The organism is Thermoleptolyngbya sp. PKUAC-SCTB121 (genome assembly GCF_016919485.1).
Taxonomy (GTDB): domain Bacteria; phylum Cyanobacteriota; class Cyanobacteriia; order Elainellales; family Elainellaceae; genus Thermoleptolyngbya; species Thermoleptolyngbya sichuanensis.
Genome location: NZ_CP070366.1, coordinates 3,888,349 through 3,901,592 on the forward strand (window position 1 = coordinate 3,888,349; position 13,244 = coordinate 3,901,592).

At 57.4% G+C, this 13,244-nt stretch carries 10 protein-coding genes and 1 tRNA gene; 4 read left to right on the forward strand and 7 right to left on the reverse strand.

Annotated features, from left to right (window positions below; translation table 11 throughout):
• Positions 1 to 12 precede the first annotated feature (12 nt).
• A complete protein-coding gene (locus tag JTM80_RS15960; RefSeq protein WP_205369788.1) occupies positions 13 to 2,805 on the forward strand; it encodes a GAF domain-containing protein in 2,793 nt (930 codons plus the stop codon).
• 59 nt (positions 2,806 to 2,864) lie between these two features.
• Here JTM80_RS15960 and JTM80_RS15965 read toward each other — a convergent pair.
• The 4 genes from JTM80_RS15965 to JTM80_RS15980 form a co-directional block, all read right to left on the reverse strand.
• Positions 2,865 to 2,937: transfer RNA gene (locus tag JTM80_RS15965), tRNA-Trp, on the reverse strand.
• A gap of 129 nt (positions 2,938 to 3,066) precedes the next feature.
• Positions 3,067 to 3,429, reverse strand: a complete 363-nt coding sequence (rplS, locus tag JTM80_RS15970) for a 50S ribosomal protein L19 (RefSeq protein ID WP_172354326.1) — start codon at positions 3,427 to 3,429, stop codon at positions 3,067 to 3,069.
• Positions 3,430 to 3,593: 164 nt separating this feature from the next.
• Entirely contained in the window at positions 3,594 to 5,330 is a 1,737-nt protein-coding gene (locus JTM80_RS15975; protein WP_205369789.1) for a sulfotransferase family 2 domain-containing protein, read from the reverse strand.
• A 310-nt stretch (positions 5,331 to 5,640) separates the two neighbouring features.
• Positions 5,641 to 6,453, reverse strand: coding sequence for an ABC transporter ATP-binding protein (locus tag JTM80_RS15980; RefSeq protein ID WP_172354324.1), 813 nt, complete (start codon positions 6,451 to 6,453; stop codon positions 5,641 to 5,643).
• A 482-nt stretch (positions 6,454 to 6,935) separates the two neighbouring features.
• Between JTM80_RS15980 and JTM80_RS15985 the strand changes: the two genes are divergently transcribed.
• Positions 6,936 to 7,178, forward strand: a complete 243-nt coding sequence (locus tag JTM80_RS15985; RefSeq protein ID WP_172354323.1) for a hypothetical protein — start codon at positions 6,936 to 6,938, stop codon at positions 7,176 to 7,178.
• Between the two features lie 146 nt (positions 7,179 to 7,324).
• Here the strand turns inward: JTM80_RS15985 and JTM80_RS15990 are convergent, their stop codons facing one another.
• Positions 7,325 to 8,419, reverse strand: coding sequence for a cell wall metabolism sensor histidine kinase WalK (locus JTM80_RS15990; RefSeq protein WP_172354322.1), 1,095 nt, complete (start codon positions 8,417 to 8,419; stop codon positions 7,325 to 7,327).
• A gap of 48 nt (positions 8,420 to 8,467) precedes the next feature.
• Positions 8,468 to 9,940 (reverse strand): hypothetical protein, encoded by a 1,473-nt coding sequence (locus JTM80_RS15995; RefSeq protein ID WP_172354321.1) that lies wholly within the window; start codon positions 9,938 to 9,940, stop codon positions 8,468 to 8,470.
• 456 nt (positions 9,941 to 10,396) lie between these two features.
• Here JTM80_RS15995 and JTM80_RS16000 point away from each other — a divergent pair, with 456 nt between their 5' ends.
• Together JTM80_RS16000 and JTM80_RS16005 are read left to right on the forward strand one after the other, a co-directional pair.
• Positions 10,397 to 10,963, forward strand: a complete 567-nt coding sequence (locus tag JTM80_RS16000) for a DUF721 domain-containing protein (RefSeq protein ID WP_172354320.1) — start codon at positions 10,397 to 10,399, stop codon at positions 10,961 to 10,963.
• A gap of 660 nt (positions 10,964 to 11,623) precedes the next feature.
• On the forward strand, positions 11,624 to 11,962 hold the full coding sequence (locus tag JTM80_RS16005; protein WP_172354319.1) for a hypothetical protein: 339 nt from the start codon (positions 11,624 to 11,626) through the stop codon (positions 11,960 to 11,962).
• A 70-nt stretch (positions 11,963 to 12,032) separates the two neighbouring features.
• Here JTM80_RS16005 and JTM80_RS16010 read toward each other — a convergent pair whose 3' ends face one another.
• Positions 12,033 to 13,100: an AEC family transporter gene (locus tag JTM80_RS16010; protein WP_205369790.1), complete on the reverse strand. Its 1,068-nt coding sequence runs from the start codon at positions 13,098 to 13,100 to the stop codon at positions 12,033 to 12,035.
• Positions 13,101 to 13,244 lie beyond the last annotated feature (144 nt).

Below are 13,244 nucleotides of genomic sequence, written 5' to 3' on the forward strand. Positions count from 1 at the left end.
CGTCACGCTGACATGGGTTCTTCCAAAAAGCCGTCAAACCCTGAAAAACAACTGGCGACTCTAAAGCAAACTCTTCAGGCTCTGCGTGAGGAGGAAACTGAAGATGTGCTGGTAGAAACGGCGATCGCCTATGTCGAGGAAGAATGCGACTATTCGCTCATCTGGATTGCCTCCTATGACCGGGTGGGGCACTGTCTGCGCGGGCGGGGTGGGCGCGTGCCCAATGGTGACACCGGCCCCCTACGGCAGCAGTTTGGGCTAAATCCGGGCGATTTAATGGAGCAGGTGGTGATTCAGCAGCGGCCGATGGGCGTGCCGGATCTGCGCGAAGAGATGCGGGCAGGCGACTGGCGCAAGCTGGCCCAAAAGTATGCCATCCAGGGAGCCTCCATCTTTCCCTTACGGCATCGGGATCAATGTCTGGGTGTGGTAATTTTGGGGTCGTTTCTCTGGGGGGTGTCGCCCCATGCCGACGAGCGAACCCGACTGTCGATGGTCTTTGGGGCGCTGGCATCGTCGCTCTTTCAGCTTGAAGCAGAGCGACAGCGGCAGCAGACCAAGCGCCCCGCCGAGCCGCTCTTGGCGCTGTTGGGCAAGCTGCGATCGCTCCCAGATCTCTCCGCTCGTCTGGCGGCAGTGGTGGACGAAACCCAGCGCTTTGTCGCCCCTACGCGCACCAACGTCTACTGGTTTGAGACTGAGCGACGCTACTTTTGGCTGCGGGCCAGCAGCCGCGATGGCAACGGCTACGGCAGCGGACAAGCCATCACGGGTTTTACTGCCCAGGAAGTGAACAGCTTTTATCAGGCGTTGGCGGCGGATCAACTGGTGTCGGTGGGCGAGGCCCATAGCTCGCTCAAGGCAGAAGTGACGGGGCGACTGATGCAGCAGATTCAGGCGCGATCGCTCTTGGTGGCTCCCATTCTGCTGCACAACGAGCTACACGGCTTTTTGGCCGTCGAGGGCAGCGAACCCCGCATCTGGTCAGACGAGGAAAAGAGCTACGTGCGCGGCGCGGCTCAACTGATCGCCCTGACTGCGCCCCTGGAGGGTATGGAGGAAACCATTCAGCAGGTGAAGCTGGATCAGGCGCTCACGGCTGAACTGTCCACCGCCATCTTCAGCGACTATGACTGGAACCAAACCCTGAAGCGGGCCTCCGACTTGCTGAGCCAACGGCTGCGGGCCGAAACCTTTGCGGTGCTGCTTTACAGTTCCGATCAGGAGGGCTTTGAGGTGGTCTATCAAAGTCATGGGTCGCAGCGACGCAATTTGCCCCCCTGGCTAGACGCGCTCAACCAGGTCGATTGGCAAATGCTGGAGCGCAGCACCGACCCCGTCGGCATTGAAAACCTGACCGAAGACCTGAAGCTGATGGCTTGGCGGCAGGCGTTTCTGGATGCGGGGCTGCAATCAGTCGTGGTGTGCCATACCGCGATCGGGCGATCGCTCGAAGGGCTGGTGGTCTTGGGTCACGACCTGCCCCGCACCTGGAACCGCGCCGAACGGGCCGTGCTGCGCGTCGCTAGCCAGCAAATCGGCGTAATCCTGCACCAGTGGCAACTCCAGCGGCAGACCGAGCAACAGCAAAAGATCAACCAGACGATTCAGTGGGGCATGACCACCCTCCAGCAAATCCACACCCTGGAAACGCTGGAGCGCTCAGCCATGCAGCAAATTGCCCAAATTCTTGAGGTTCCCTTGGCGGCGCTAGTCACTTGGCAGCCGGGCCGCAATCTGGGATACATCACCTCCGCCGTGGTCGGCAATGCTCGCTTTTCGATTCATCTGGATGCGGCGATCGCCCTCCATTCTGACTCACTCGTGCAGTGGGCCAAGCACACCGACGGACTCCTCCCGCTTACCATCGACGACATCGATGCCGAAACGCGCCGCTGGCTCAACGGCAGCGACATTGGGCAAATTCTGGTCATGGCGCTGCGAACCACGCCTGAGCATGAACCGGGTGGCATGGTCATCGTGGCAGATCACCTGGATCGCTACTGGCACGAGCGTCAGCTCAATGCCTTTGGCACCCTCGTTAGCCAGCTAGCCTGGTCGCGACGCTACCTCATCCTGTCGGAAGCCCTCACCCTGCGACAGCGCGATCTAGAGCAAATCAACTGGTATAAGCATCGGCAACTGGAAGAGATCTACCGGGCGCTGGGCATTGGGGTGAAACGGCTCAACGAACTCAGCAACCAAAAAGACCCCCTGGCCAACAACCGCTATCAGCAGGTCGTGCGGCAACTGGGGGGTCTGCTGTCGGCGATCGCCCCAGTGCTGAAAAACGAGCAGTGGCAACTCCACAGCGAATACGAGACGACCCCCCTGGCCTCGCTGCTCAAGCGGGCAATGGAGCGCGTCGAGCCGCTGATTCGCCAGCGCCAACTCTGGCACCAGGTTCACAACGAGGAAAGCAGCCTGAATATCGGCGGCGACCTGACCAAGCTAGAGCTCGTGCTGCACGAAGTGTTGACCAATGCCTGCTTGCGATCGCCCGCGGGCAGCCGCCTCGACGTATGGTGTCGCCCGCTGGATGCCCGCTGGCTGGAGTTGTCCATCACCGACAACGGCATCATCGAACCGCGACTGCTTGAAGAACTGCAAACGGGCCGCCCCGAAGATCTGCTAGCGCCCTCCATCCTCGACACCCCACCTGGGCTGCACCTGGAAATCTGCCAGGCCCTCATGCAGCAGATGGGCAGCGAACTGAGCCTGTATCAGCTTGAAGACGGCCGCATTCTCAGCCGGATGTTGCTGCCAATCGCCCTGGGAATGCCGCCCGACAAGCCAAAACCCTAAAAAGCCCAGAGCGCTGCGCCGAGCGGAGGCGACTGGATGAATATTTGAAAATTTGAAAACGCGCCCTGGAGGACTCGAACCCCCGACATCAGGTTTTGGAGACCTGCGTTCTACCAACTGAACTAAGAGCGCAAAGCTGTAGGTTTTTGACAGGATTTACTACAACTAGCAAAGCCTGTTTACCCAAGTCTATCAGGTTGCGATCGCCCAGCCTAGCCCAGTGTTGAAGATTTCTGAGCGATCGCCCCTGAGAAACCAGACCTAGAGCGGGCGATCGAAGCGCTGCTTCAGACGGGTTGCCTTGCCCACGCGATCGCGCAGATAGTAGAGCTTGGCGCGACGGGCCTTGCCTCGGCGCAGCACCTTGATGCTGGCGACGCGGGGCGAATGGAGCAGAAACACCCGCTCTACCCCAACGCCCTGAAAAATTCGGCGAACCGTGATGGTTTCATTGATGCCGCCATTCCGCATGGCGATCACGGTGCCCTCATAGGGCTGAACCCGCTCCTTGCCACCTTCTTGAATCACAACTCCGACCTTGACCGTATCGCCGACGTGGATGACGGGCAGATCGGTCTTCAACTGTTCCGACTCAATGGAGCGGATGATCTCCTGGGCTTTCATGGCTCTCTGGCTCTTTGCAAAAACTCACAGTCTTCTATAGTAAACTGCTGGGTCGCTTTGCGTCTAGTGCGATCGCCCAAATCAAATATTTTTTCTCGACGAGTAGATGACTAGCCCCAGGCTCAGCCATGACGACGAAGCTACGATAACCCAGATTGCCTGCATCAGGATCGCTTCAAGCTGGCAACCTTTTGGCGGAGGCTATTGAGGTAGCGACCGACGTAGAGATGCCGGACATCGGGCGTGAAATAGGATAGCGAGGGCACGTCTGGACGGCGGCGGACAAAGACCACGTACACCTCATTGGCAAACACTGGGCGAAAGCCGCAGCGGGCAAGTTGAAACAGCAGTGCCTCCACAGGTAGCGCCATGCCTTTGTGCAACACGAGCCAGTGATAGCGACCGGGCGATCGCAAAAAGTCTGCATATCCTTCTACCTGGCCCGAAAACGGTAGCCGAAACTGGGGTGGCGCGGCGATCTGCTCTTGGGGCTTGAGGCGATCGCGCATAAAGTCGATGGTTGCCGTGGTCAGGGCATCCTGCAAGAGCGATCGCAGCAGGCTGAATTCTGCTTCTCGCGCAGCGGGGAACAGTTGCAGGTAGCTTAGCGCCACGCCTACCAGCCGTTTATCTTTGGGGGCGGGATTCTTGTGGTTGATTGGCGCAACTCGGTCAACCTGAAGCGTGAGTTCTGCAAACAGTCGATCCGGCGGTAGCCAATCTGCTGGAATTTGCGCCTGATAGAGCCGCGTGGTGTCGCTGCTATAGGCGATCGCCAGCTCGCTTGGATGCCCATTGACCAGACATTTCAGGCTATCCAGCACCTCCGGTGCGGTGGCCCAGACTTGAGTTACCTGAAACTCGACTCGATAATCGGTCGGCGTGGGGGCAATAGGCAAATCTAGAGTTGACATGGTGACGGGGCCCGTCCAGCGATGGGCGGCGTTGGGCCGGTTCTGGTCACAGTCGCGCCGCTGCCAGCCCAGCCCTCGTAGCGGCTGACAGAAGTTGTAAACCGACACCTCCGAAGGGGGCGGGTTTTGCGCCTGGTAGCGGTCTTGGGAGTGCCATTCCAGCAGTTGTTGCAGCGTGGCAAACTCCAGCACTTGACCCGGTGGCGGCGCATCTAGAGCGAGGCGATCGCCATAGCGCTGCACCAGATCTTGCTGCATTTCGTCAAACCGCTGCTGGAAAATCTCGCAGCCATCGTCATATAGCGCCCGATCCAGCGACATGGCTTCCCGAATCCGCGCCAGCGCTTCCGGCGGAATCTCGCTCAGGGGCGTTTTGGATTTGGCGACGTTTTCGCGGCGGCTGTTGACAATTGGCTTCCAGCCAAAAATGTAGGACAGCAGAAACAGCGACTCTTGAAATCGCTCTAGAATTCCAGCAAAAGCGCACAGATTCAGGCTTTTTTGCGCCAGCGACAGCGCCTCTTCTGGCTCCAGGCTGCCAATGTCGTATTGCAGCAGCCGCGCAATGTGGTATACCTGCACGTTTTTCCCGCTGCGCCCTGGCCCTTCGCCCGTGGCGAACTCCTCCAGCGACATCTGGCTGACGGATTCGTAATAGGGGTCATCCGGCGTGCGGCGGATGTATTCGTAGTGCGAAATCACCCGCGACACGGGTTCGCGCAGCACGGTTACCTTGATCAGGTTTTTGCCTGCCAGCAGCCCCGGAATGTTGACAAAGCCCAAATGCCCGCGAAACAGGCGATATTCGCGCAGTTGCTCTGGTGTGTAGTCGGCAATCTGGTTGGACAGCGTGGCTGGGCAAATCTCCTCGCAGGCGAAGTAATCTTCCAGAATCGTCCGAAACGTCATCCCTGCCGTTTTGGGAATGTGGCAGAAATAGAGCGTGTCGTCGGGCTGCAAGTCGTATTGAGCAGGAAAATGTCTCATTGTTCCCCAGAGCTTTCCAGAGCGATCGCCCGGCTGCCGCATTACGGTAAAACTATACCAGGCGAACCCAGAAGTGTTGAATCTTGATGGTAAAACTTTACAAAAAGCACTCTCAAGAGGCGGATTATTGAGAATGGAAGCAATAAGTAGGTCATTACAGGCAGAATTATAGATCTTTTGTACTGGATTCAGCTATGAACTTGCCCTGCTAACATTGCGTTCAACACTTCTGAGGCGAACCGTATCAGGCTAAAACGAGTCCGGCCGAAACCAGACTAGCCGAAACCAGACCCGCCAAAACCTGGCCGGGCTAGAACAGCGGCCCGCTGACCTTTTCTGAAAGCTTGCGGCGATTGATGCGTTTCCCTGCGGCGGCGATGTCAAGCTGGGCGGCGGCGGTATAGGCTTCGGCGACCTCGGTGGCGCTGCCGATCATTTTCACATGGTGGTCTTGAATCCACAGAGCGCGATCGCAAATTTCCGAAACGCTCGTCATGGAGTGGCTCACCAGCACAATCGTCACGCCGCTATTGCGGAACTCCGCCATTTTGTTGATGCACTTTTGCTGAAACCGGATGTCGCCTACGCCCAGCACCTCGTCGATCAGCAAAATCTCTGGGTCGAGATGTGCCACCACGGAAAAGCCCAGCCGCGCCATCATGCCTGTAGAGTAGGTGCGAATTGGCCGTTCAATAAATTCGCCCAGTTCTGAAAACTCGATAATTTCCTCTAGTCTTGCCTTTACCTCGCGGCGGGTCAGCCCCAGCAGCACCCCATTGAGCAAGATATTTTCGCGGCCCGTTAGCTCTGGATGAAAGCCCGTGCCCAGCGCCAGCAGAGGCGAGATCCGCCCGCGCACCACCACGCGCCCACTGCTGGGCTTCAGCACGCCCGCAATCAGCCCCAGGGTGGTGCTTTTCCCTGCGCCGTTATAGCCTACAATGCCAAACTTTTCGCCGCGATAGACCTCAAAGCTAATGTTGTTCAGCGCTTCAAACTGCTGCCTGCGGAGAGCCTTCAGGTTGTGGGGAAAGTTGAACATCAGGTTTTTGACCCCCCGGACGTGGTGATACATCGGGTAGGACTTGTAGACCTGATCGAAGCTGATAACCGGTTCTTCCATAACACATCCGCAGGCTGTAAACAAACGGCGCTCTCTTCTCTTTAGTAAGACTGCGCTTCCTGAATGCTATGTTGCCAGAGGGCGATCGCCCTATGCCTGGAACATACGCTATCGAAGCATTCGAGCGCATTAAAAACGCCCGCTGGCGAAGTCTAAAGCCAATCTTAAAAACGTGGCATTCCAAGGCTGATAATACTCTACTCCTGCCCGCTGCGACATCCGGCAAGTTTGTAGCGGTGAAGGGTAGGGCACAATGCACCTGGACTTGGGGCGATCGCGCTCTTGCCGGACTGTTGACCTTCGCTCCCAAAGCAAGAGGTTTAGAACTTACGAAGTCGTCCACAATCCAGAAAGCCTATTGCAACTGCATATACTCTGAGGTTATTAAAAGATTCTGGTTAAATTTGGGGCGACCGTGACCCCACCGTGTAGAGTGCTAGTATGCTCTATAACCTTACAGGATTAAGTTTTTCAAAGTTCTTATGGAAATCGAGCGTCCGAATGCAAAACCGCTGACCCGCGAAGACCTGGCAAACCTAGATCGCCTCAAGGCAGTAATTGAAAGGGCGATCGCCGATGGAGTACTAACCGCAGACGAGCAATACAGAATCAAGCAGGTCATTTATAGCAACCACGTTGTGAGTCCTGAGGAAATGGAGCTAGTGCGGGAACTCATCTGGAACAAGCTAAGCAGCGGTGAACTGGTTCGGGATTGGGGCTGGTAGCATTTTATGGCAACTTTAGGTACGGCAACTTTAAAACACCCTCAGAACACCTTTAGAACTGTTAGATAGGTAGAACTGTTAGATAGAATTGTTAGAATTGGCGGTTCCCAGGCTTCTATTTCTGATTCTTCTAGGCTGCATTCTGTTCAGGCAAGCGGGAGCGAAAATCGGAACGTGCTGCCCTTGCCCACTTCGCTTTCCACCTCGATCTCGCCCCCCTGAAGCTGCACTAGCCGCTGGGAAATGGCCAGCCCCAGTCCCGTGCCTCCAGAGTGGCGATTGCGGGAGCGATCGGCCCGCCAAAACCGCTCAAAGACGTGGGGCAGGTCTTCGGGCGCGATGCCCTGTCCCGTATCGCTCACGGCAATCCAGGCGTGGGTTTCGGTATGCCAGACTCGGAGCGTAATTTTGCCGACGGGCGTGTAGCGTAGCGCGTTGCTCAGCAGGTTGACGAGAATCTGCTCGACCCGGCCAGCATCGGCCAGCACCAGCGGCGTTTCCGGCGGACATTCCAGGCTGATCAGCGGGCCGTCGCCGGTCAAAAGCTGGTCAGAAAATCGCTGCACCACTGAGGTCAGCAGCGGATACAGATCCATCTGCTGCGCGTCGATAGGCAAGTAGCCTGTTTCAATCTTGGACAGTTCTTGCAAATCATTGACTAGACGGCGCATTCGGACCGTTTCTTTGCCCAGCAGTTCATAAACCTCTGGAGTCGGGGCGATGGTTCCGTCTGCCAGTCCTTCCAGATAGCCCTCCAGCACCGTCAGCGGCGTTCGCAGTTCATGGGTCAGGTCGGTCACTAAGTCACGGCGGCGCTGCTCGACCCCCTGGAGGTCAGCCGCCATTCGGTTAAAGCTGGCAGCAAGCTGGTTGAGTTCTGGGATTTCGCTGGCGGGAACCCGCTCGTCGAGTTCTCCGGCGGCAAATTTCTGCGTAATCTCTTCCATCTGAATTAGCGGCTGCACAATCCGCTTGGCTACCAGATAGCTGAGCGCTCCGGCAGCACTGGCTCCCAGCGCCATTGACCAGAGTGCGCCCCGGCTCCAGGCAAACTCAAAGCCGCGCACGAGCTCGGTTCGCAGGGTTCGAATGCTGATGACGCGCCCTTCGATGTGCTGGAGATAAACTACAAAAAAGCGGGGTGACGACACCTTGCCAATCACCGTCAGCGTCACCAAACCCACCAGCATCACGGCAAAGTGAGAGAGGAAGAGGCGCGATCTCAAATCAGGCTTGGCCATGCCGTGTGGGGATTTGGATGGGACGCGATTAGATCAGGGCTGATAGGCTTAGGGCTGGTAGACTTGGGCGGGGAGTCCTTGCTGTTGGAGCGAGGCGGCCAGGTCGCGGGCGCTAGCGGCATCGCCAAATACGCCAAGCTGAATTTTTGCCCCATTGTCGAAGTTGCGAACCCAGGCATCGCCGACCACTTCGCGGGCTTGCTCTAGGCTGCGATCGCCGCTGAAGTCCACCACTACATAGTAGCGATTTGACGAGGGAGCCGCAGGACTAGGGGCGATCGCAGGCTGGCGGGGCGCAGTAGCTACGTCTTGAGGTGCAGCAGGCTCAGCACTGGGCACAGGACGCGGGGCTGGCTCGGCTGCTCGGCTGGTGGCGCTGGATGCGCTAGCACGGGGCGCTGGTGCAGCAGCGGTGGCAGCAGGACGGCTCTCGCTGCGGGAACTGGCGGCAGGCTGAGAACGGGCTGGGGCGCTGGGGCGGCTAGCGGGGCGAGGAGGGGTTGGGCTAGAAGGCGTGCTTCTAGCAGCAGGTTGGGCTGGTGCAACAGGCTCGGTTGTGGAAGCTTCGGCTGGGGCAGTGGGAGCCTCTGCGGGGAGCGGTGAACCCGACAGAACGGGCGGCTCGGACGATGAATCAGCCTCGGCCGAGGGTTCCAGAATGGCAGTGCGTCCGCTGGGAAGCGTACTTAGGGTATCCAGATTCACCTCAGGGAACTCTTGAGCAGATAAATCGGGAGAAATGGCGCTGTTCCCAGCCCCCGCATCCGCCGTCAAGGAGCCGTCTGCGCCCGCATTTGCCCCTGGACTAGAGCCGTCTGCCGTCCTGCGAGCCGCTTCGCCCAGACCAATGACGCTCAATCCAGCCGGGTTCATCACCAGATAGCCAAAGCTAAGGCTCGACAGTAGCAGCAAAATCATCGACCCGATCCCCAGTGGCGTGAGCAAGCTTTGCAGCATTCCTGGCTCTTGCTGGCTGGCCCGCAAGTCGCGCTCGTCTTCCGCCAGATTCCGCAGCAGATATTCAGAGGATTCCAAATAATCGTCTGGCTCGTCCGCTGGTTTGGCGGTGGGGTAGAGGTCGTGGTCATGCTGAGGATGCAGCGGAACTGCACCATAATCCGCAGCAGGAGGAGCCATTTGGGGGGCGATCGCCCCACCCAGCAGCAGTTCTGAGCGAGCTTGTGGCTCAGGGGCATACCCCAGATCTGGCAATGGGCTATGCGAATCGGTATTCCTGGCTGCGTCTGGTGCAAGCTGGAGATAGGGACGAGACTCAGCAGCACCCCTGGATGCCTCGTTCCATCTTGCCGGGAGCGATCGCGCTTCAGCCTGAGCAGTCAGGCTGTCTGCTCGTCGATTGCCCTGAAGCACAGGTGCAATGCCCCGCCGACCTTGCTGACGACGATAGCGGGCTAACTCATCTTCTAGCCGCAAATCCAGATTTTCAAAAATGGCTTGCAGCGCCGGGTGCAGCGGCGTAGAGGAGCTAGATTGGGACGGGGTAGCGGGTGAGCGACGCATCGCAGAACTCCTGGCAAGGCTAAATTTAAGTAGCGATTTATGTTGAAAGCTGTTTGATGAAACGTTGACGACTCCAGTACTGTTTCTAATCCCGTTTAGGTCAGCTCAGCACTGCTCAATCAAATTGAATACATAGAATACTATCTAGACGGTTGCGAGGGATTTGACGATTCTGGAGCAAGTCTTTCGACTAAACCTTCGACTCAACCAAGGAGCCACCGATAGCGGACGACCAAAGAAATTCTAGCGAAGGAGCTCCTGCGCGATATAAGGCTTTGTGCAAAAAGCCAAGCAAACACAGCGTTCGCTCGCCACGTAGAGGTTGAGTTAATCTTAATCACGCGCCAAAGCACGATACACCCAGGCTGCTTATAATTCTCGGTCAAAGCAGCTATCTGGAATTGTAATTAAAGAATCATCCCTTGTTGCATTTGCAATTCACAAATCTTGCCGCTCATGACGTTTCAATCTCTCCAGCGTGTTTTAGGTGACCTCGATCAGCAGTCCTCTTGGCGATCGCACCGACAGATCCAGCAGGTTCTCACGGTTTGGCCAGAACTGGTCGGCCCAGCGGTGGCAGCCCAGACTCGTCCGTGGGCCCTACAAGCGGGGGTGCTTCAGGTGGGCGTGTCTAGCTCTCCCTGGGTGCAAACGCTGATGTTTGAGCGGCTCCACATTTTAGAAAAGCTGAATGCTCGACTGCCCTACCGCATTACCGATATCCGCTTTTCTACGACCTGGTGGCATCGGCGATCGCTCCATAGCTCGGCCGAGTTGCAAACCGAATCCGCGCGAGTCTGGCGAGAACACCCTAGCCGACTAGACGGGACAGCGGGCGATCGCCCTCACCACGGCGCGGCTGCTCAACCCACAGACCCCGAATCAGCCTTTCGCGCCTGGGCCAACCAGATGCGATCGCGCACGGCTCAGATGCCGCTCTGTCCCCGCTGTCAGTGCCCCACCCCCCAGGGAGAACTTGAGCGCTGGTCTTGCTGTGGGCTGTGTGCGGTCAAGCAGTGGTAAACCGGCAATTGTAACACCGTAATTTCACGCTCATTTCACAGTAATTTCACCGTAACGGTCTTTGCGGAGGGCTGCTAGCCTTTAAACGGGCAGGCGTGGGCTAAAATCCGGGTGCTGAAGTACGGGTTTAGTTCAGCCAGTCAAGACGGCCTGCGGATGCAGTTTTGGGCTGGTTGCGTTGATGCTTTCAAGGCTGCTTTATGGCGATCGCCCATCGATGATCTTCTTGTGGTTCTACAGCGGGAAGCCGTTCTATTAGCCCGCTGCTCACGCCTCAAAAGTCTCTTATCTTTGCTTTTACTTACAGTTCTAAAGCTATTATTTTCAATTCTTAAAGGCATCCAAGAAAAATCATTAAGGCATCCAAGAAAAATCATTTTTGTCTCATACATATCTCATTTCCTCGTGATCCCCGCTCAGTTTTAAGCAAAACTACGGGGTTTATTGGTGTGCTTGCTTGAATCAGGGGAATTCTAAATTTGGAGATCTCTCAGAATCTGAAGCTAAAAACAATCTAAATACTTACTTTTTATTTGGGATCGCTGAAAGGGTTGCCTGCTCTACAAAGCAACGTTTTTCTGATGATTTTTGACCAAATTTGTTGACTCAGAATAGTAGAGAAGATCCGGTCTTTGCCTCTCCTTTACCGCTCCTCTCGAAATGGATGATTTACATCACAGCATTTCTTCCTGCCGTCGTTGTGCCCATTACCACATTGAGGGGCGACGCGGCGGACATTGCCAACTCTTGGGGGTTCCCGTGCAGGGCGCTTGGGACGCTTGCCCGATGGCGCAGCCGCAGTTTTTGCCAGTGGCGATCGCCGCTGCGGTGGCAGATGTCGAGCAGGTGATTCATTGCCCGCCGCTTGTTCTTCCAGAACCTCAGCCCATTGCCCTACTGGTTGAGATGTTTGTAGACGAAACCCCGCGGACAGAACTGGAGCCTGTGGCGGCGGCTGCGGCTGTGGAAGCTCCATCGCTGCTGCCGAGATCCTTCTAGCGCTGGGTGCTGATCTGCCGAACCCAGGCTGGCTTTTGGGTTATCGCTATTTGGGTTATCGCTATCTGGGTTATCTAAGTAGCAGCCACACCGGAATGGTAAACAGCAGCGTGGCCGTTGTGAGGACAATGCTGCTGGCGATCAGCTCACGGTCGAGGTCGTATTCCTCAGCCAGAATGAGTCCGGCAAAGGCTGTCGGCATTCCCGACATCAGCACCAGTGCTAGTCTTGGCTCGGCAGACAGGCCCAGCAGCGTGGCTAGTCCGGCCACCCCAACGGGCAGCACCATGACCTTGAGCAATGCTGGGGCGATTGCCCCCTTGAGGCTACGCCAGCCGTGGATTTGCCGCAGCCGCAGCCCCATCAGCAGCAGCGCAGCAGGAATAATCACCCACCACAGCGCCCCCCGCAGCCCTGTATCGACTCTATCCGGCAGGGCGATCGCCCGCGTCAGCATTCCCAGCCCAAAGGCCCACAGCGAGGGCACTGTCAGCACGTCGCGCAGGTGAACCCACCAGGCTTTGCCGCCGTGCGATCGCCCATAGATGCTCGCCAGCCATACGCCCAGTCCGTAGGTTCCAACCACGTTCTGCGTGACGCTGTAGAACACTAGCCAGCCCAGGTAAGGCTCGGAAATCAGACTGGGGGCGATCGCCAGCCCCACAAAGCCCGTGTTGCCTAACACCGCAGAGATGAGGAAACTGCCGCGCCGGGCCGAATCTTCCCAACCGGAATCGACCGGGCGTGCCAAACCTGGCTCATCTAGCGCTGGAGTGGACGTTAGCGGGTCTACGCTTGCGGAGGAACTGGAAACGCTGGTCATGATCTTTGGCGGATTTGCGGCGAGGGGGTTCCAGGGCGATCGCCCTAGCTCAAACCAGCGCAGCCCTTGCAGCGTCCCCCAGGAAACACCCAGCCCGCCTACCAGGGCCAGCATGACCACCAGCGGAGCCAGCCCCACCTGCGACGAGAAATCCGTCTGCCGAGCCAGTGTAAAGATTTGTATCGGCACGCCCACCCAATACAGACCGCGCCCTAGCACGCGCGGCAGCGAATCGGGCAAGAGCGAACAGGACAGCAGCCCTAGCCCCGTCCAAAAGATCAGCGGCCCATAGGCATGGAGCAGCGTATCAGACATTTCCAGCACCAGAGTGTCAGCAATCAGCGCCTTCGACTACTGGGTACTTTACGGGAACAGCCGCCATTCGCCAAGCCAGTCCGCACTTAATACCCCGGTCATTAGCCAGATTATGGCTTGAGTGCATCTCAATGCCTCACTGAA

What these genes read in the sequence shown, in the direction of transcription:
- JTM80_RS15980 (WP_172354324.1), bottom strand. Translation starts at nt 6,453, where the DNA reads ATGGAAGAACCGGTTATCAGCTTCGATCAGGTCTACAAGTCCTACCCG.
- JTM80_RS15960 (WP_205369788.1), top strand. Translation starts at nt 13, where the DNA reads ATGGGTTCTTCCAAAAAGCCGTCAAACCCTGAAAAACAACTGGCGACT.
- JTM80_RS15990 (WP_172354322.1), bottom strand. Translation starts at nt 8,419, where the DNA reads ATGGCCAAGCCTGATTTGAGATCGCGCCTCTTCCTCTCTCACTTTGCC.
- JTM80_RS15985 (WP_172354323.1), top strand. Translation starts at nt 6,936, where the DNA reads ATGGAAATCGAGCGTCCGAATGCAAAACCGCTGACCCGCGAAGACCTG.
- rplS (WP_172354326.1), bottom strand. Translation starts at nt 3,429, where the DNA reads ATGAAAGCCCAGGAGATCATCCGCTCCATTGAGTCGGAACAGTTGAAG.
- JTM80_RS16005 (WP_172354319.1), top strand. Translation starts at nt 11,624, where the DNA reads ATGGATGATTTACATCACAGCATTTCTTCCTGCCGTCGTTGTGCCCAT.
- JTM80_RS16010 (WP_205369790.1), bottom strand. Translation starts at nt 13,100, where the DNA reads ATGTCTGATACGCTGCTCCATGCCTATGGGCCGCTGATCTTTTGGACG.
- JTM80_RS16000 (WP_172354320.1), top strand. Translation starts at nt 10,397, where the DNA reads ATGACGTTTCAATCTCTCCAGCGTGTTTTAGGTGACCTCGATCAGCAG.
- JTM80_RS15995 (WP_172354321.1), bottom strand. Translation starts at nt 9,940, where the DNA reads ATGCGTCGCTCACCCGCTACCCCGTCCCAATCTAGCTCCTCTACGCCG.
- JTM80_RS15975 (WP_205369789.1), bottom strand. Translation starts at nt 5,330, where the DNA reads ATGAGACATTTTCCTGCTCAATACGACTTGCAGCCCGACGACACGCTC.